The sequence below is a fragment of the Magnetospirillum sulfuroxidans genome, assembly GCF_018224925.1.
Lineage (GTDB): Bacteria > Pseudomonadota > Alphaproteobacteria > Rhodospirillales > Magnetospirillaceae > Magnetospirillum > Magnetospirillum sulfuroxidans.
This window is the reverse complement of sequence record NZ_JAGTUF010000002.1, coordinates 34,257-52,222: the sequence shown is the minus strand read 5'-3', so window position 1 is coordinate 52,222 and position 17,966 is coordinate 34,257. Positions and strand designations below refer to the sequence as shown.

Here is a 17,966-nt window from a genome sequence, read left to right as displayed (position 1 = left end):
ATGCCCATTTTGACCGCTCCGGTCGCCGCGCCAAAGGTGCCGGTAACCTTGGTCGCCGACGGTAAGACCGCCCCGGTCATCGGCAAGGTCGCGGCTGTCCAAGGTGAAGCTTGGATCATCCGTGGCGGTGAAAAAATCGCGGCGACCGCCGACGCGCCGTTGCTCAAGGGCGACGAGGTCGAAACGGCGTCATCGTCGTCGATTTCCCTGGTCTTCGCCGACCGCTCCACCTTTGTCCTCAAGGATCGCGGCCTGATCGGGCTGGATGATTTCGTCTTTGATCCGGCCAGCAAGACCGGTTCCGAAAACATCCTGGTGGCCCAGGGGGCCTTTTCCTATGTCAGCGGCGATATCGCCAAATCCCACCCCGGCGCCGCCCGCATCGCCACCCCGGCAATGAATATCGGTGTGCGCGGCACCACCGTGTCCGGCCAAGTGGCCAGCGACGGCTCGACCTCGGTGGCGTTGCAGGCCGATCCCGGTTCCAGTTTCGTCGGCGAAATCTCGCTGACCCGGCCGGGCAGCGACGACGCGCCGCTGGTGATCAGCGATGCCGGTTCCGGTGTTCTTGGCGCCACCGCGGGGTCTTCGTTTTCGGTCAGCACCAATGCGGGGGCCAGTCTGAGCGCGGTGGCCCCCAGTCCGGTCGCGCCGCCGGCTTCGGCTCCGTCTTTGCCGTCGGCGCCGGCGAGCCCCGGTGGTGACGGTAATGGCGGAACCCAGAACAGCGCCCCAGGAGGAACCGGCTCCGGCGGTGACGGTAACGGCAATGGCCCAGAGCCGGTTTCGATCCCCGATCCCGTTCCCTTGCCGCCGCCGCCGGTGCCGGTTCCTCCGGTCCCGGAACCGCCAGTCCCGGAACCGCCAACTCCTGTGCCGCCGGTTCCGACACCTCCTGCTCCTCCGGTTCCGACTCCTCCGGTCCCGATTCCTCAGCCTCCGGGCAATGCTCCCCCGGTCGGCGGCACTCTGACATTGCCAGCCGGAACCGAGGACACATCGACCACATTTTCCGCCGCCACCTTGCTTGGCGCGGTCAGCGATGCCGATGGCGACACCCTGACCATCACCGCGGTCAGTGCCGACCACGGCACGGTTGTCGATAATGGCGACGGCACCTATACCCTGATGCCGGATGCGGACTTCCAGGGGACGATGATCGTCAGCTATGGGGTGAGCGACGGCACCGATACCACCATCGTCACGGCGAGCATGGATTTCGCCAACACCCCCGATGCGCCGGTGCTGGGATCGGTGATCCTGCCGAGCGGCAGCGAGGATACACAGATCATCCTGACCACGGCGCAATTGCTGGGCGGAGCCAGCGATGCCGATGGCGACACCCTGACCATTAGCGGGATCAGCGCCAGTTCCGGCTCGATCGTCGATAACGGTAACGACACCTTCACCTATACCCCCGATCCCGATGTCAACGGCGCGGTGACGTTCAGCTATTCCATCGACGACGGCACCGGCAACGCCGTGCCGACCTCGGCCAGCTTCACCATTGCCGCCGTCAACGATGCCCCGATCCTGTCCAGTTATGTCGGCATGTCGTCACCGTACGAAGACGTGCCGTCTGGCGGTGATACCGTCTATGCCTTGTTCAATACCGGCTTCAGCGACGCTGAAGACAGCGCCGTAACCGGGGTGGCAGTCATCGGCAACAATACGGTTTCGCCCGATGGGGCTTGGCAATATTCCACCGATGGCGGCACCACCTGGGTTGATGTTGGAGGCGTCAACGATGGTACGTCCGCCCTGGCGCTGTCGGCTTCGACCTTGCTGCGTTTCAATGCCGCCGCCGATTTCAACGGTTCGGCGCCGTCGCTTTCTGTCCGTGGCATCGATTCCAGCTATTCGGGGGCGTGGTCGTCCAGCACCGGCAGCCCTGTCAATATCGACACCAGTTCCCGCGGCGGGAGTACCGCCATTGCCGCCAGCGCCACCGAGCTGGCCACCGACGTCAACGCCGTCAACGACGCCCCGACCACCAGTGCGGTAACGTTGGCATCGGGGGCCGAGAACGCCGATTACGCTTTCAGCGAAGCATCCCTTTTGGCGCTTGCCGCCGATGTGGATGGGAACATTTTGTCGGTGTCGTTGGTCACCGCCGATCATGGCACCGTCAATGATCTTGGCGGCGGCAATTACAGCCTTAGTCCTGAGCTTGATTACAACGGTCCGGTGGTGATTTCCTACGTCATCAGCGATGGCAATGGCGGCAGTGTGGCGGGGACCGCCAACGTTTTGATGACCGCCATGTTCACCACCGGGGGCAGCGACACCTTGGATGGCGGCGAGGGCAGCAATACCTATCGTGTGCCGGCGGGAACCTTTGCCGCCGGCGACGTCATCTCCGACACTGGCACTGGCCCCGGCGATATCGACACCATCCGCATCACCAGCAGCGGTACGGTCGATCTGGCCGCCGGAACGGTTGCCGGTATCGAGACGATCAAGATCGATACGGCCAGCGGCGCCACGGTTATTCTGGGCGGCGGCGCCGATCCGCAGCAATTGGTTTCCATCATCGGTGGGGCGGCCAGCGACGTGGTCGCGTTGGCCGATTCCGATTCCGTCTTCAATCTGGGCGGGGTGACGCTGACCGGGATCGAAACGGTGGCCTCGGGCGCTGGCGACGACACCATCCTTTTCGACGAAGTCTCCGCCGCCGGAATCGGCACGGTGGTGGACGGCGACGCCAGCGGCAGCGATATGGATACGGTGGTGTTCACCCAGACCCAGGCGGGCATTCTGGATGTCAGTTCCAAGGTCTTCACCAACATCGAACACGTGGTGCTGCAATCGGGAACCATGGATGCGGTGACGATGACCGGCAACGATCACGACACCACGTTTATCGGCGGTGTCGGCGCTGACGTTGTTAACGCAGGCATCGGTAACGACATCATCATCGGTGGTGGCGGCGCTGATATTTTGACCGGCGGCGGCGGCGCTAACCTGTTCGTCTATGAAAGCCCGGCGCAATCCAGTGAGGCGGCGGCAAGCCGCGACAGCATCACCGATTTCGCCACTGGCGTCGACCATATCAGCATCGGGTTGAGCGGCGCGCATGTCGATGTTTCCGGTTTCGAGGCGGTGGGCGGTTATAATCTGGGACAATCGTCGCTGACCGGCGGCTCTGCCCGTAGCGGCGGGGTTATCGGGGATGGCTTTTATGCCGGCGGTATCGATAATGCGCTGTATATCTATGTGGGGGATACGACATCGGATATCGGGGCCGATGGCGGTTATGTCATCGCCAGCACCAATGCCATTGCCGCCGCAGACCTGGATTTCGTCATCAGCGGCACGGCCGGGACAGACACTTTTGTCGGCGGGGCGGGGAACGACACCCTGATCGCCTCGCTCGGCAATGACAGCCTGACCGGCGGCGGCGGCAGCGATACTTTCGTGCTGGCCGATAACAGCAACACCACCATCTTCGATTACACGGCCGGTCCTGACACTTTGCTGCTGTCCAATGCCGCGTTCGGCTTTGGCGATGCGGGCACTTTGTCGGCCAGCCAATATGGTGAAGGCAGCACCACCATGTCGGCGAGCGCGGTGGATTACGGTGGCGGCAATACCGGCGCCGGCCTTGTCGCCATCGATAGCGGCGGCAACGTGGAATTGTGGAGCACCACCGCCATGGAGGCGGCAAGCTCCAGCAATTCCCACCTGATCGGCACCTTGAGCGGCGTTGATACCAGCGCCTTGGACAACACCAGCTTCCATTTGGCGGTTTAGGCCGAAAAGGCCGGCTTTTCACGGTTCATGCCTCAAATCAAAGGCTAACCGGTGCACATGCTGGCGATGATCAGCCGGCGGACAGGTTGGGGGCCTTGGCGGCCAGTTCGGCCAGGGCCTGTTCGTCGGTCTTCAGGATGCCGAACTCGATCAGCATGTCTTCCCGTTATTCCATGGTGATCGGGGCGGGGATGGTGCCCTTGCCATTGCAGCACCTGGGTCTTTTTTTCGGCAGCCCGTTGAAGAGTGCTGAGCAGCCGTTGCAGGGCATCCAAGCGACGTTCGAGGCTACTGAGCAGGCCCCTTGCAGGTGTTCTTGCTCAAATATCTCGTCAGGGGTGGCGCTGGTGGGCGGCGATGGTTGGGCGATAAGATGCCGGTAAGCATCCCTGGCGGCCTCAATCTGACGGCGTAGGGTGGTTTCTTCGTACCGATGGTCGGCCGGGGCGTCTCTTTCGGGCGGACGAGCGCCGGAGCGGATTATAGAAGCCATTGCCGGGCGGGCCAATGGCGATGTTGCTGGTGGCGATGAAGTTAGATCTTGCTCATGCGGTTGTGCACGCTGGACAAGGTATTGCGCAATTCGGGGTGATGGGGCAGCAGCCGCTCGGCCAGATCACGGACATGCTTGCGGTCGATGGTGCCGCCTTTCCACTCGGTTTCCAGCATTTGGGCGAGTTGGACGATGTCGTTGTGAGTGCTCATGAGGGGGCTCCTGCTTGGCGTTGCGACACGCACATAAGAGCACACGCAAAAACCGTAAGCCATGACGCGGAGGTATACGCGTCGGAGGAACCATGCTCCTACTCCTTCGGGTCGTACCTACGACACTTTGGTATGAAATTCGCCGCCATAGACCAAATGATGGAGGTCAGTGCTTGGCGTCGGCCTTGCCGGGGGCGGGGGCCGAGTCCGGCAGGAAGTCGATATTGACGTCGAAGGTCAGCTCGATCGGGCAGGGGGTGCGATCGATTCCGTCGATATGACAGGTGTTGGGCCAGCCGCCGGCGCTGCCGCGATCCAAAACCATGTAACGGGCGATTTTGCACGAATACAGCCGTTCGCTGGACTCTCCGGGCGCCAACTTGCCCGAGGGAGTCATCCAGGTGCCCAAGGGCTGCTTTTCGCCGTCGAAGGTGCGGATCAGGGTATAAAAGGCGATGGTCGCCGGACTGCCGTTTTCCACCCGGATCACCGTCCGGCACGAGGCGCGCTCGGGTACGCCCGGATAGCTGAACTGGGTGACGTTCAGGCGGATTGCGGGCACAGGGTCGGAAATGCCGCTGGCCGGATGCAGCACCATGTCCTTCACGCCCTTGCTGAGTTCGATGGCGGGCACTTTGCCGCCGCCTTCTTCGCCGCCGCCGGAAGCCATGGCGCTGTTGCCCAAAGCCACCAGCATGCAAAAAGACAAAGCGGTAAGGCGGGGGCGGGACATGGGTCTTCCTTTGAAGCAGCGGGCAAAGGGTGGCATGGGGTCAGCCGACCGGAAAGGACAAAATGACCCGTAAACCGCCTTGTGGACGGTTTTCCAAGGTGATGTCGCCGCCATGGGCACGGATGGCGGCGCGTGCGACCGCCAGCCCCAGGCCGGTGCCGCCGGTATCGCGGTTCCGGCTGGTTTCCAGACGGACAAAGGGGGCGAAGACCTTTTCGCGGTCGGCTTCGGCGATGCCGGGGCCGGTATCGTCGATGATGATGGCCAATTGGCCGTCATCCCGGCGCAGACTGGCATGGGCGCCGCCGCCATATTTGCGGGCATTGTCTAAAATATTGGCCACCGCCCGTTTCAAGGCCAGCGGCCGGGCGGCGGCAATCAGGGATTCCGGGCCTTGATAGGCGGCCCCCAGATCGTCGGACAGACCTTGGACCAGCATGGCCACGTCCACGGGGCGGCGTTCCTCGCGGGTGGCGTCATCGCGGGCAAAAGCCAAGGTGGCGGCGATCATGTGTTCCATTTCATCGAGATCGGCCAGCATTTTCAGTCGTTGCTCTTCATCCTCGACGAATTCGGCCCGCAGCTTCATCCGGGTAATCGGCGTGCGCAGATCATGGCTGATGGCTGCCAGCATCTGGGTGCGGTCATCGACAAAGCGGCGGATACGATCTTGCATGACGTTGAAGGCCTGGGCGGCGGCTCGAACCTCACGCGGGCCACGCTCGGGCAGGGGGGGGGAATTGACATCCATGCCCAGGCGCTCGGCGGCGGCGGCCAGGCCGGCCAGCGGCAGGGTGGCGCGGCGCACCGCCCACAAGGCGGCCAGGGTGACCGCCAGCAAGGCGCCGAGCAGCGGCAGGACGAAGCGGGCCTGCCACAGGGAATCATTGTGTTCCATCGGGGCGAAAACATTCAGCCACGAGCCGTCGTTCAACCGCACTGAAACCTGCAAGGCGACGTCTGTCCCGCCACGGCCAAGGCCAAAAGCCTGTCCCATTCCAGATCCTGGCCCCATTCCAGGCACAGGGCCGGGTCCAGGTCCAGGTCCAGGTCCGGGACCGGGGCGCTCCATCAACGGCGGAGGCGGCAATGGCCCGAGGGTGCAGCGCACTTCGCGGTCTTCCAATTCGCGGCCCAATCTCAGGGCAATGGCGCGGGGCAAGCCGGGCGGAGGGGTCGGATCGGAGACCAGCGGCAAGATTCCCCAGCCGGCCCGCAGGCCTGGGGTGTCAAGCCGGCGCATGACATGGCGGCGGCTTTCCGGCGCGGTTTCTTCCAGCAGGTTGACCAAGGTGGCGATACGTTCGGCGGCATAGCGGCTGCGCAAGGCCGACAACGCTTCGCCGCGATTGCCGACGAACAAGGCCAGGGCGGCCCCCAGCGCGACCAGCACCGCCAGCACCAGAACCACGGCGGTGCGGCCCATCAACGATGTCGGTCCCAATTTCACAATCGTGTCACTTCCGCCGTGAACAAATAACCGCCGCCGCGCACGGTCTTGATCAATTGCGGCTCTTTCGGGTCGTCGTTGAGCTTGCGCCGCAGCCGGCTGACCTGGATATCAATGGAACGATCGAAAGGAATCGCCTGACGGCCACGGGCCAAATCCAGCAATTGGTCGCGTGACAACACCCGGCGCGGATGTTCGACGAAGGCGCGCAGCAGATCGAATTCACCCGCCGACAAGGTCAGGACCACGCCATTGGCGTCGGTCAGATCGCGGGTGGCCATGTCCAGCACCCAATCGTGGAAGCTCAGGCGGTGGCCGCCGCCGATGGCGGGGGCGGCGACAGCGTCGCTTTCCGTCGGGGCGCGGCGCAGCACCGCCTTGATGCGGGCCAGCAATTCCCGTGGGTTGAAGGGCTTGGGCAGGTAATCGTCGGCGCCCACTTCCAACCCGACAATGCGGTCGGTATCCTCGCCCATGGCCGTCAGCATGATGATGGGAATGGCGCAACCCTGGGCGCGCAGGCGGCGGGTCAGGCTAAGGCCGTCCTCGCCCGGCATCATCAGGTCCAAAACCACCAGATCGACGGCGTGGGCGTCCAACAGCTTGGACATCTCGGCGCCGTCGCGGGCGGCGGAAACCCGCAGGCCGTGCTTGGTCAGGAAGCGGGCCAGCAGGTCGCGGATTTCGTGGTCATCATCGACCACCAGGATATGCGGTGTCGTGTTCATGGCTTGAATATAGCCCCGAACCGGGGGCGCGTCCGGTGGTGTTTGGCAACACAAGGTAACAGCCCGATACCCTTTGTTGCCAAATGGCCGATGGGGTGACATCGTCATGTTACAGCCATCTGGTGTTTTAGCTCCATCACGAGTTCACCAACCGATGGAGTTTTCCATGAAGACCAAATCCCGTATCGTCATTGCCGCCATCGTCGCCTTGGCCGCGGTGGGCGCCGTTTCCCAAGCCCAGGCCCGTGGCCCCCGTGGCGATGGCCCGTGGGACATGATGGGCGGTCCCGGCGGCCATTGCAGCGAGCGGGCCAAGCCGCTGACCGAAACCCAGGTCAAGGATATCGTCGAAGGCATGATCGCTTGGCGCGGTGACGACGCCACGGTCGGCGCGATCAAGACCGTTGATGGCGGCAAGATCACCGCCGAGATCGTCGGCAGTGACGGCAAGGTGGCGCGGACCTTGGCTTTCGACGCCAAGACGGGCCGCCCGATTCGTCCGGCCAAGCCGCCGGCGGAATAAAACCGGCCCCCCCCTTCGGTGCGTTGCGCCGAAGGGGGGTTCGGGGCTATAAGCGCTTCATGATCAAACGAATGTTGAAGATCGTCTCCATCAATTTCGGCTTGCTGCTGGTGTTCCTGGCGGCAGCCGAATTTCTGTTTGGGACATGGTTCAGCACGGACCCGTTGGACCAATTGGGCTTGCCGCGCGGCACCAGCACCATCGTCTCGGCCAAGCCGCTTTATCCCGGTGGCGACGAATTCGTCTATCGCCGCGACCATTGGGGATTTCGCGGTGATCACGGCGATCCCAGCCGGATCACCATCTTGACCGTGGGCGGCAGCACCACCAACCAGCTTTATTTGCCCGAGGAACAGACTTGGCAACAGGTGCTTGAACGGCAATTCCACGACAATGGCCGCGCCGACGTTGTCGTCGCCAATGCTGGGGTTGATGGCCAAAGCACGGTCGGGCATTTGCAGTCCTTGCGCGACTGGTTCCCCCATGTCCCTGGCTTGAAGCCACGCTTCGTTCTGGCCTATGTCGGGATTAACGACACCCAGGTGAGCGGGACGTGGGTCGATACACTGCGCCATTACTCGCTTAATCGCATCGTCAAACAAAAGAGCGCGATTTTCCGCCTGAGCCGCCAGATCAGCGGCATGGTGGTGGCGAGCCGGGCCCGTCTGCGCCATCAAGCGGTGGATTATGCTGCCGCCAAATGGACGGAAACCGGGGCGCAGGCCGTGCCGTCCGGCGATTCCAACGTTGCTCAATACCAGCAGCGGCTGAAGCTGATGGCCGACGAAATCCACGCCATGGGGGCGGTGCCGGTGTTCATCACCCAAACGCGCGGGGATTTCAAGAAAGCCGGCGGCAAGATCGTCGGCATGGTGACCGAAGACGGCCCCAACGGCATCGACCAATACCAGGCGCTGATGCCTTATAACGCCGCGACCCGCGATGTCTGCCGTGAAAACGGTTTGCTGTGCCTGGATCTGGCCCGCGATCTGGCATTTGAAGACGGCGATTTCTACGATTATCTGCATAATAGCCCGGCTGGCGCCGAAAAGATCGGCCGCTGGCTTTATGCCAAATTGGCGGGACTGGTGTGACCAGCCCGAAACATGTAAAAATTCGTGTCCTTTTTTGTCGGAGTTGGTGACGTGGTGATGGACGATAAGCTGGTGATCGCGCTGCCCAAGGGACGCATCCTCGACGAGGCCATGCCCCTGGTGCGGGCCGCCGGGATTGAACCCGAGGCGGATTTTGACAATCCCAAAAGCCGGGCCTTGCGCTTTTCCACCAACCATCCGCATATCGACATCATTCGGGTGCGCTCGTTCGACGTCGCCACCTTCGTCGCTTTTGGCGCCGCCCATCTGGGCATCGCCGGCAACGACGTGCTGATGGAATTCGACTATCCGGAATTGTACGCTCCCCTGGATTTGGGCATTGGCGGCTGTCGCTTGTCGGTGGCCGAGCCGGTTGATCTGGCCGAGCACGACGATCCGCGCCGGTGGAGTCACGTCCGTATCGCCACCAAATACCCCGAGATCACCCGGCGCTTTTTCGCCGAGCGTGGGGTGCAGGCGGAATGCGTCAAATTGAATGGGGCGATGGAACTGGCGCCAAGCTTGGGCCTGTGCACCCGCATCGTCGATCTGGTGTCCACCGGATCGACGCTGAAAGCCAATGGTTTGAAAGAGGTTGAGGTGATCGCCCAGGTGACCTCGCGTCTGATCGTCAACCGCGCCGCGCTGAAAACCCGGCCGGTGGAAATGACCGGCTGGATCGATGCCTTCCGGGCTGCTTGCGAGGCGACCAATGTTGCAGCTTGACGCCCGCAGCGCCGATTTCGCCGTCGCTTTCGAATCGCTTTTGCACATGAAACGCGAAACCGACGAGGACGTGAACGCCACCGTTGCCGCTATCATCGCCGATGTGCGCGATCGCGGCGATCAGGCTTTGGTGGAATATACCGCCAAGTTCGATCGGCTGCCGCATCTGACCGCCGCCGATCTGTTGATCACCGCCGCCGAGGTGGATGAGGCGCTGACCCAGGTTCCGGCCGCGCTGATGCAGTCGTTGGAACTGGCGGCCGAACGCATCGCCGAGTTCCATCGTCGGCAGGTGCCGCAGGGCTATTCCTATACCGATGCCGCCGGGGTGCGGCTGGGGCAACGCTGGACCGCGGTGCAGGCGGCCGGGCTGTACGTGCCCGGCGGCACCGCCGCCTATCCGTCCTCGGTGCTGATGAACGCCATTCCGGCCAAGGTCGCCGGCGTTGAGCGCCTGGTCATGGTGGTGCCAACCCCCGATGGCAAGATCAATCCGCTGGTGCTGGCCGCCGCTCGGCTGGCCGGCATCGACGAAATCTATCGTGTCGGCGGGGCGCAGGCGGTGGCGGCGCTGGCTCACGGCACCGAAACCATCCGTCCGGTGGATAAGATCGTCGGTCCCGGCAACGCCTATGTCGCCGCCGCTAAGCGACAGGTGTTCGGCATCGTCGGCATCGACATGATCGCCGGGCCGTCGGAAATCCTGGTGGTCGCCGATGGCGCCAACGATCCGGCCTGGATCGCCGCCGATCTGCTCAGTCAGGCCGAGCACGACACCGCCGCGCAAAGCATCCTGATCACCGATGACGCCCAATTCGGCGCCCGTGTCGCCCAAGCGGTGGAAAGCCACCTGCAGGTTCTGCCGCGTGCCGCCATCGCCCGCGAAAGCTGGCAAGCCCACGGCGCCATCATCGTCGTCCCCGATCTGGCTGACGCGGTGGTTCTGGTCGATCGCATCGCCCCCGAACATCTGGAGCTGGCGGTGGAAAACCCCGATGCCTTGGCCGCCAAGGTCCGCAATGCCGGCGCCATCTTCCTGGGCCGCTATACCCCGGAAGCGGTGGGGGATTACATCGGCGGCCCCAACCATGTGCTGCCGACGGCGCGTTCGGCCCGGTTCTCGTCCGGCCTGGGCGTGCACGACTTCATGAAGCGCACGACGTTGCTGGGGTGTGACGCCGAATCCTTGCGCGCCATCGGCCCGGCGGCGGTGGCCCTGGCCGGGGCCGAGGGTTTGGGCGCGCATGGCCTGTCGGTGGCCTTGCGCCTGAACATGGCGCGCAGTTGATGCCGCATCGCCAACGCATCAGCCATGTCCAGTTGGATGAAAAGACCATGGTCCGGCGCAAGCCGGAGGTCGAGCATGAGCGCAACATCGCCATCTATGACTTGCTGGAGGAAAATTATTTCGCCCTGCACGGCGAATTCGTCGGCCCCTATAATCTGCATTTGCGGTTGGAGGATAACCGGCTGATTTTCGACGTGCGGACCGAGGCCGGCGATGAACTGGCCGCGGTGCCGTTACCGCTCAAGCCGTTCCAGGCCATCGTCAAAGACTATTTCATTTTGTGCGAGAGCTATTACTCCGCCATCAAGAAATCGACGCCGTCGCAGATCGAGGCCATCGACATGGGGCGGCGCGGTTTGCACAACGAGGGCTCGGAATTGCTGCGCGAACGTCTGGCCGGAAAGGTCGATATCGATTTCGACACGGCGCGCCGGCTGTTCACCTTGGTTTGTGTCTTGCACATCAGGGGGTAGGATCGTGGGGGAGTTGCCGTCAGCCGTCTTGTTCTGCTGCACGTTCAACGCCATTCGCTCCCCCATGGCCGAAGGGCTGTTCCGGCGCATGCACGGCACCCGCGCCTATGTCGCCTCGGTCGGGATCAAGGTTGACGAGCTTGACCCGTTCGCCGTGGCGGTGATGGATGAGATCGGCATTGATATTTCCCGGCACAAACCGCGCACCTTCGACGAGTTGGAGGATGATTGTTTCGACGTCATCGTCTCGCTCAGTCCCGAAGCCCACCACAAGGCGGTGGATCTGACCCGGACCAATGCGTGCGAGGTGGAATTCTGGCCGACTTTCGATCCGACCTTGGTGGAAGGCAGCCGTGACGCCCGTCTCGAGGCCTATCGACAGGTCCGCGACGAGCTGGAACGGCGGATCCGTCTGCGCTTTCCCTCGGCGGTCATGGCCAGAGAATAGGACGGATATGGGGGTATCGCTTAAAACAGCTTGACCTTGACTGTGCAAACGCTCACTTATTCCCCCTGCCCGAGACCCAAACGCCTGGAAGGACCTATGGCGAAAGAGGATGTCATCGAATTTTCCGGTACCGTAACCGAATTGCTGCCTAACGCAATGTTTCGGGTGAAGCTGGATAATGAACACGAAATTCTTGCCCACACCTCGGGCAAGATGCGTAAAAACCGTATCCGCGTGCTGGCCGGTGACCGCGTCAACGTGGAAATGACCCCCTACGACCTGACCAAGGGTCGCATCACATTCCGTTTCAAGTAAGTTTAACGCGCGTGGGCGGAGCGACCGAGATTTCTGGTCTTGTTCTGGCGTCCGCCTCGCCGCGACGGCTTGATCTGCTGCGGCAGATCGGCGTCATTCCGGCCCAAGTCGATCCCGCCGACATGGACGAGACCCCGCTGAAGGGCGAATTACCAGCCCCTCATGCGGCGCGTCTGGCCGAGGCCAAGGCCCGGACCGTTGCTTCGCGTCATCCCGGTTGCTTCATTCTTGCCGCCGACACCGTGGTCGCTTGCGGTCGCCGCATCCTGCCCAAGGCCGAAGACGAACGGACGGCGCGCAAATGCCTGTCCTTGCTGTCGGGGCGTCGCCACCGCGTGTATGGTGGTCTGGTGCTGCTGGCCCCCGATGGCACCGCCCATTCCCGTCTGGTCACCACCGTCGTCACCTTTAAATGTCTGGATAAGGGCGAAGAAGCCGCTTATCTCGCCGCGGGCGAATGGCGGGGCAAGGCTGGCGGCTATGCCATCCAAGGCTTGGCGGCGGCCTATGTGCGCCATTTAGGTGGTTCTTATTCCAACGTCGTGGGCTTGGCTTTGCATGAAACCGCCCAATTGCTGAAGGGCGCCGGACTCCATGGCTTCTGAAATCCTCTATTCCTGGGGACCGGGTGAAAGCCGTCTGGCTTTGGTCCGCGATGGCCGTCTGGTCGATCTGGCGGTGGTGCGGCCGGAATTGCTGGCCGGTGCCGTGCTGTTGGGCCGGGTGGTCGAACTGGCGCCGAAGATGGGCGCCGTCTTTGTCGATATCGGTCAAGACAAGCCCGGCTTTCTGCAAGGCGTCAAGGGACTGACCCAGGGGCAAGCGGTGCTGGTCCAGGTCAAGGCCGACGCCCAGGGACTGAAAGGCGCGACGCTGACCACCGAGGTGGTGCTGTCGGGCCGCTTCATGAGTTTCACCCCCATGCGTCCCGGCCTGTCGGTGCCGCGCAAGCTGTCCGATGATCGGCGCGGTCTGTTGCAGGAACGTCTGGCCTGCATGATGGGCGACGACGAGGGGATTGTCGCGCGCCTGCATGCCGTCAATGCCGATGAACCGGCGTTGGAGGCGGATTTGCTGGCCCTGCGCGGTCAGTGGGATCAGGTCTGCCAAAGCCAAGGCAGCGCCCGCGCTCCGGCGGTGCTGTGGCGGCCCGATCCGCTGGACCGCATGCTGTCCGACCATCCCGGCGTTTCGCGGGTTCTGGTCGATGACGATCTTGCCTTTGCCCAGGCTCAGGCGCGATTGGGCGCCCTGGTCGAACGGCACCGCGATGGGTCGGTGTTTTCGCTGTACGACATCGAAGACGCCTTTGCCGCCTGTCTTGCCCCGGTGGTGGCCTTGCCGTGCGGCGGCCGCGTCACTTTCCAGGGGACGGCGGCGCTGACCGCCATCGATGTCGATTCCGGCCCCGCCGCCCCGATCGAGGCCAACCAGCAGGCGGTATCGGTGATCGCCCGCCAATTGCGCCTGCGCAATATCGCCGGCCAGATTATCGTCGATTTCGTTTCCGCCGGCGGCAAAGGCGGGCTGATCAAGCTGATTGCCGCCTTGAAGCAATCCATCTCCAGCGATCCCACCGCCACCCACGTCATCGGCACCACCGCCTTGGGGCTGGTGGAAATGACGCGGGAGCGCCGTGGTCCCAGCTTGGCTGATCTGATGGTGGAAAACACCATTGTCCCCTCGGCCGAGGCCACCGCCTTGCGCGCCCTGCGTTTGGTGCTGAGCGAGGCGCTGCATCGTCCCGGTCGAGCCTTGATCCTGGACGTTGCCGCCGACGTGGCGGCGGCCCTGTATGCCCGTCCCGCCGCCCTGGCCGAGATCGAATCGCGTCTGGGCCGCAAGCCGGTCATTCGCACCACCGCGGGCCTGGGCCGCGATGATGTCGTTGTGTCGGAGGGGTGATGCAAAAGCCGGCCAATTCCAACAAGCCTTGTCCGGTCTGCGGCAAGCCGCCGCATCCCGATTACACCCCGTTTTGTTCGACCCGTTGCGCCGATGTCGATCTCAATCGTTGGCTGGGTGGGGTTTACCGGGTGCAAACCAACGAAATCGCCGATGACCCGGACGGCGCCGAGCAATCCTGATCCCGGCTTCGGCTTCGGCCGCGGCTTGGTCGACAGCGCCTCGCTGATTTTGGGCTATTTTCCCATTGCCGTCTCCTTTGGCCTGCTGGCGGTGGGGCAGGGGCTGTCGCCCCTGCAAGCCTTGCTGGTCTCCGCCGTCGTCTATGCCGGGGCCAGTCAGTTTGCCTTGGTGTCGCTGCTGGCCGTCGGCGCATCGCCGGTTTCGGTGATCGGGGCGGTGGCGGCGATGAATCTGCGTCATTTGTTCTATGGTCCGGCGTTACTGTCACGACTGCCAAAGGATGGGGGGCGAGTGCCGCGCCCGCTTTTGGCCTTCGGCATGACTGATGAAGTGTTTGCCCTGGCCTCGGCCAGTCTCACCCCTCGCCACACCGAGATGTGGCTGCTGGGGGTGCAGGCGGGCGCCTATGGCGCCTGGCTGGCCGGCACCATCAGCGGGGCCTTGCTGGCCCAGGCCGGAAACGGTCGCTGGCCGGGAATCGAGGCCGGCTTGACCTTTGTCTTGCCGGCGTTGTTTCTTGCCCTGCTGCTGCCGCTGCTTCGGCGCGTCAACGTCGTGCCGCTGGGGCTGAGCGCGGTCACCGCCCTGGGATTATCCCGTTTCATTCCCGGCCATGTCGCCTTGCTGGTGGCGATGATGGTCGGCGCGGCCCTGGCGGCGTGGCGCAGCGGAGACCGTGATGGCGAATGACCTGTTGCTGCCGGTGGTTCTGTTGGGCGGCCTGGCCACCTATCTGATCCGCTTTTTGCCCATGCACGCCGCCGAACGCCTGAACGGCCGCGCCCTGCCGCCCTGGTGTCATCGTTTCCTGCTGGCCCTGGGGCCATCGGCCATCGCCGCCTTGCTGGCGCTGGCGCTGGCCGACCTGCTGCCGATTGCAACTTTTTATGCCGCCGCCCCTGCCGTCCTGGCCGGAGTAATCGCTGTTCTGGCACTTTACCGCCTGACCACCAATCCGGCTTGGTCCACCCTGGCCGGGGCCATCGCCTATGGCCTGATCCACATCGTCATCACCGTGTAAAAAAAAACGCATTGCCCCCTTTGACAGGCGCGGTGAAACCCGATATAAGCGCCTCCTCTTCACGAGACGGCGGTGATTACCAACCCCGCCGGACAGTGCCCAGGTAGCTCAGTTGGTAGAGCATGCGACTGAAAATCGCAGTGTCGGTGGTTCGATTCCGCCCCTGGGCACCATATAAGGCCCTGAAACCAAACCGGTTTCAGGGCCTTTCCATTTGAAGCGGTATCCCGCATCCCCCTTCTAGGTAACATCCCAGGTAACAGCCGGCTTTTGGCCGCTGAAACGAAAAATATTTTTTCGGTTCCGGGCTGGCGCATGGGCGAAAAGCCGAAGTGTGGCGAAAGCATGCCCATGGACAGCCGCAACGTGTGGCGGTAGCCTTCACAGGCCTACCGGTGCGGCTATTTCAAACCGAGGCATCGCGATGCCTCCCGAAAGGGAGAAATCCGATGTTTCAGTACGAAAAGCGGCTCGTGTCGAAAAAGGAGCTGAAGAGCGTTTGCGGCATCCCGTACACGCCCCAGCACATCGGGCGATTGGAAGCGGCGGGGAAATTTCCCAAGCGGGTAAATCTCGGGCCGGGTCGGGTCGCATGGGTGTTGGCTGAGGTGGATGCGTGGGTGAGCGAGCGTATCGCCGAACGCGATACACCCTCTCACGATCCTTCCTTTTGACGGGGCGGGGCTGGCCGGTGTGCACAACCGACCAGCCCATTCTATGTGTTTGCGCCAGCTCGGATAGCCGATTTTCGCTCTAATAAATTGGCCCGCTTGTTTTGGTAGCCATGTCGGTTGGCATACCCTCCATCATTGCAAAGAAGCTCCGGCGAACCTCTGGGTCGTGCAAGTCAAAATTCGCAATATGATGAATTCCCGGCGCCCGAGAGCTTGAGTAAATAGGTGAAGCCGCGTTTTCTGTATTAATCTCAACGATAAGTCCAGAAAAATCCAACTCATAGCATTCATCAAGTAGCTTCTGACCCTCTTTAGGATACCAGTCTCTCAATTTTATGTTATATTCAGGCCTAAAGTACCGAATTAGCCCAGCTTCGACAATTGCTATTGTCTTTTTCTCATCCAATGGTACCCCATCTAATGTGTCGCCAATCCTATTCCCATCCGCCTCTGGCGGAGGCGCATCAGAGCTCCTTCCATCGAAGCTGAAAAATACCTGCTGCTCGTATTGGAACATAAGCAAAACCACTTCAAGGTCTGGTCGCTCCATTGCTGAGTCTGCAAGCACCTTTTGCAACGTCGAATGGCTTTTCAGCCTGTCCGCCGCCGACCTTGTACCATCACCATACGCCTGCCCAACGTAACAAACCTCAAGGTTTCTAATGGAGTTATCCGCCAACACCATCATAGGCAGGGCCATATTAATTAGCGCAGACCAAAGTAAGTCACCGCCAACATCAAATGCCTCTATTTTCTTATACGGATATGCAGACTCCTTCATGCAATGAAAGTTATCAGGAATACCATTCAACTTGAAACTTACCTCTCGCATCCGCCCAAGTTCATTAATAATTATTACACCACGACAAACCCCGTCACCCAGGGAAATGGAACCGGGCTTCAGGGTTAAAGAGGGCCTCCGGCAGATGAGATAAATATGGCAATCGCGTGCGAGTTGGCGCGCCTCCTCCGGCTGATCTTCGATTCTCTCAATATGAGCCGGGTTAACCGCCAGCAAGCCTCGTGAGCAAAACCCCAGACAAGTCTCGGTAAAAAACTGCCTCTTCCCCATCACCCACCTCCCCTACGAACCAGCTTGCATCAGCAAGCATGCAGTTGATGAATTTTCAAAACATGAAATCAATCAATAATTGAAAAACGGCCGATGAGTTCAGTCACTAAGAAAATATTGATGCGCCCGTAACCAGCAAGTTATTCTTTATAATTTAAAAAATCATGGCATGTAGATTTTAGATAACTAATGGCCTCAACTTTAATAATTGGGTCGATCCACCATGAACTTCAACCACAGAACCTTCTTGCGATAAAGGGGGCTATCTTCGACGTGAAAAGGTATTCTCGAAATCCCAGTTCCAGCGCCTCTCGTTCCCCCCTTGGTAGACTGTTAACATAATCCATTATGGCAGCCTTTTCACGGGCAGCGTCTGCCTTGCGTCCCTTCGCTGTCTTTACCTGCTGATCTTCCTGTTCTCGTTCGGCCTGCCGCTCGGTTTCGCGGGCTTGGGTTTGCTTCTGGGCGAATAGGGTGGGTTGCGGTCGCCAATCCTCCTCAATGGCCTTGCGAAGCCATCCGGCGGGGTTTTCCACCACCTCCTTGGCCTTGAGCTTGCGGGCCAAGGTCGTTGTCGCCCATTCCACCAATTCCGGCTCGTGCGTCTGGACGATGGCGCGGGCGGCGTCCTCGGTCATGCCGTGGGTGGTCAAGCGGTTAACAAGGCGGGCAAGGCGGGGATCGTCGCGCAGCGGGTCGGGTTTGTCGGCACGGGCGTTGCGGGTGATGGTGAAGCGCAGCGCCGCCACCTTGCGGCCTTCCTTGATCTCCTCGTACTCGAAAGCGATGTCGGTCTTGGCGTTGATCTCGCGCCGCGCCATGTCCACCACGCGCACGCGAAAATCCTTATAGAAGCGGTAATCCCCCGCCCCGAT

At 61.9% G+C, this 17,966-nt stretch carries 20 protein-coding genes, 1 tRNA gene and 1 pseudogene; 15 read left to right on the top strand and 7 right to left on the bottom strand.

Going from position 1 to position 17,966, the window contains the following annotated elements; translation table 11 throughout:
* A complete protein-coding gene (locus KEC16_RS04210) occupies positions 1-3,753 on the top strand; it encodes a cadherin-like domain-containing protein (RefSeq protein ID WP_211546423.1) in 3,753 nt (1,250 codons plus the stop codon).
* A 70-nt stretch (positions 3,754-3,823) separates the two neighbouring features.
* Here the strand turns inward: KEC16_RS04210 and nifH are convergent.
* The 5 genes and pseudogenes from nifH to KEC16_RS04185 form a co-directional block, all read right to left on the bottom strand.
* Positions 3,824-3,961, bottom strand: a pseudogene (gene nifH / locus KEC16_RS04205) (nitrogenase reductase); the annotation flags it as partial.
* A gap of 326 nt (positions 3,962-4,287) precedes the next feature.
* Complete coding sequence (locus KEC16_RS04200; protein ID WP_211546422.1) at positions 4,288-4,458, bottom strand: hypothetical protein; 171 nt, start codon at positions 4,456-4,458, stop codon at positions 4,288-4,290.
* Between the two features lie 166 nt (positions 4,459-4,624).
* Entirely contained in the window at positions 4,625-5,191 is a 567-nt protein-coding gene (locus tag KEC16_RS04195; protein WP_211546421.1) for a hypothetical protein, read from the bottom strand.
* A 40-nt stretch (positions 5,192-5,231) separates the two neighbouring features.
* Positions 5,232-6,617, bottom strand: coding sequence for an ATP-binding protein (locus KEC16_RS04190; protein ID WP_211546420.1), 1,386 nt, complete (start codon positions 6,615-6,617; stop codon positions 5,232-5,234).
* Between the two features lie 20 nt (positions 6,618-6,637).
* Positions 6,638-7,369, bottom strand: a complete 732-nt coding sequence (locus KEC16_RS04185; RefSeq protein ID WP_211546419.1) for a response regulator — start codon at positions 7,367-7,369, stop codon at positions 6,638-6,640.
* Positions 7,370-7,535: 166 nt separating this feature from the next.
* On the opposite strand from KEC16_RS04185, the gene KEC16_RS04180 reads away from it, so the two are divergent.
* The 14 genes from KEC16_RS04180 (at position 7,536) to KEC16_RS04115 (ending at position 16,019) form a co-directional block, all read left to right on the top strand.
* Positions 7,536-7,892, top strand: coding sequence for a hypothetical protein (locus KEC16_RS04180; RefSeq protein WP_211546418.1), 357 nt, complete (start codon positions 7,536-7,538; stop codon positions 7,890-7,892).
* A gap of 71 nt (positions 7,893-7,963) precedes the next feature.
* Complete coding sequence (locus KEC16_RS04175; RefSeq protein ID WP_211546417.1) at positions 7,964-8,986, top strand: SGNH/GDSL hydrolase family protein; 1,023 nt, start codon at positions 7,964-7,966, stop codon at positions 8,984-8,986.
* A gap of 57 nt (positions 8,987-9,043) precedes the next feature.
* Entirely contained in the window at positions 9,044-9,712 is a 669-nt protein-coding gene (gene hisG, locus KEC16_RS04170) for an ATP phosphoribosyltransferase (RefSeq protein ID WP_211546591.1), read from the top strand.
* Complete coding sequence (gene hisD, locus KEC16_RS04165; protein ID WP_211546416.1) at positions 9,699-11,000, top strand: histidinol dehydrogenase; 1,302 nt, start codon at positions 9,699-9,701, stop codon at positions 10,998-11,000. Before hisG ends, hisD begins: the two co-directional genes overlap by 14 nt.
* On the top strand, positions 11,000-11,473 hold the full coding sequence (locus KEC16_RS04160) for a UPF0262 family protein (RefSeq protein ID WP_211546415.1): 474 nt from the start codon (positions 11,000-11,002) through the stop codon (positions 11,471-11,473). Before hisD ends, KEC16_RS04160 begins: the two co-directional genes overlap by 1 nt.
* A gap of 4 nt (positions 11,474-11,477) precedes the next feature.
* Positions 11,478-11,921: an arsenate reductase ArsC gene (locus KEC16_RS04155; RefSeq protein WP_211546414.1), complete on the top strand. Its 444-nt coding sequence runs from the start codon at positions 11,478-11,480 to the stop codon at positions 11,919-11,921.
* A 96-nt stretch (positions 11,922-12,017) separates the two neighbouring features.
* Positions 12,018-12,236 (top strand): translation initiation factor IF-1, encoded by a 219-nt coding sequence (gene infA, locus KEC16_RS04150; RefSeq protein WP_211546413.1) that lies wholly within the window; start codon positions 12,018-12,020, stop codon positions 12,234-12,236.
* 11 nt (positions 12,237-12,247) lie between these two features.
* Positions 12,248-12,841 (top strand): Maf family protein, encoded by a 594-nt coding sequence (locus KEC16_RS04145; protein WP_428846047.1) that lies wholly within the window; start codon positions 12,248-12,250, stop codon positions 12,839-12,841.
* Positions 12,831-14,141, top strand: a complete 1,311-nt coding sequence (locus tag KEC16_RS04140) for a ribonuclease E/G (protein ID WP_211546412.1) — start codon at positions 12,831-12,833, stop codon at positions 14,139-14,141. Before KEC16_RS04145 ends, KEC16_RS04140 begins: the two co-directional genes overlap by 11 nt.
* Positions 14,141-14,323: a DNA gyrase inhibitor YacG gene (locus KEC16_RS04135; RefSeq protein ID WP_211546411.1), complete on the top strand. Its 183-nt coding sequence runs from the start codon at positions 14,141-14,143 to the stop codon at positions 14,321-14,323. The genes KEC16_RS04140 and KEC16_RS04135 overlap by 1 nt, the downstream gene beginning before the upstream one ends.
* A complete protein-coding gene (locus tag KEC16_RS04130; protein ID WP_211546410.1) occupies positions 14,295-15,014 on the top strand; it encodes an AzlC family ABC transporter permease in 720 nt (239 codons plus the stop codon). Before KEC16_RS04135 ends, KEC16_RS04130 begins: the two co-directional genes overlap by 29 nt.
* The gene (locus KEC16_RS04125; protein ID WP_211546409.1) at positions 15,004-15,345 is read left to right on the top strand and encodes an AzlD domain-containing protein; all 342 of its coding nucleotides are present in this window, start codon (positions 15,004-15,006) and stop codon (positions 15,343-15,345) included. The genes KEC16_RS04130 and KEC16_RS04125 overlap by 11 nt, the downstream gene beginning before the upstream one ends.
* Before the next feature lie 97 nt (positions 15,346-15,442).
* Positions 15,443-15,518 (top strand) — tRNA-Phe (locus KEC16_RS04120).
* A gap of 276 nt (positions 15,519-15,794) precedes the next feature.
* Positions 15,795-16,019 (top strand): helix-turn-helix transcriptional regulator, encoded by a 225-nt coding sequence (locus KEC16_RS04115; protein WP_211546408.1) that lies wholly within the window; start codon positions 15,795-15,797, stop codon positions 16,017-16,019.
* 79 nt (positions 16,020-16,098) lie between these two features.
* Here the strand turns inward: KEC16_RS04115 and KEC16_RS04110 are convergent, their stop codons facing one another.
* On the bottom strand, positions 16,099-17,091 hold the full coding sequence (locus KEC16_RS04110) for a hypothetical protein (protein WP_211546407.1): 993 nt from the start codon (positions 17,089-17,091) through the stop codon (positions 16,099-16,101).
* 230 nt (positions 17,092-17,321) lie between these two features.
* Entirely contained in the window at positions 17,322-17,966 is a 645-nt protein-coding gene (locus KEC16_RS20100) for a hypothetical protein (protein ID WP_346344030.1), read from the bottom strand.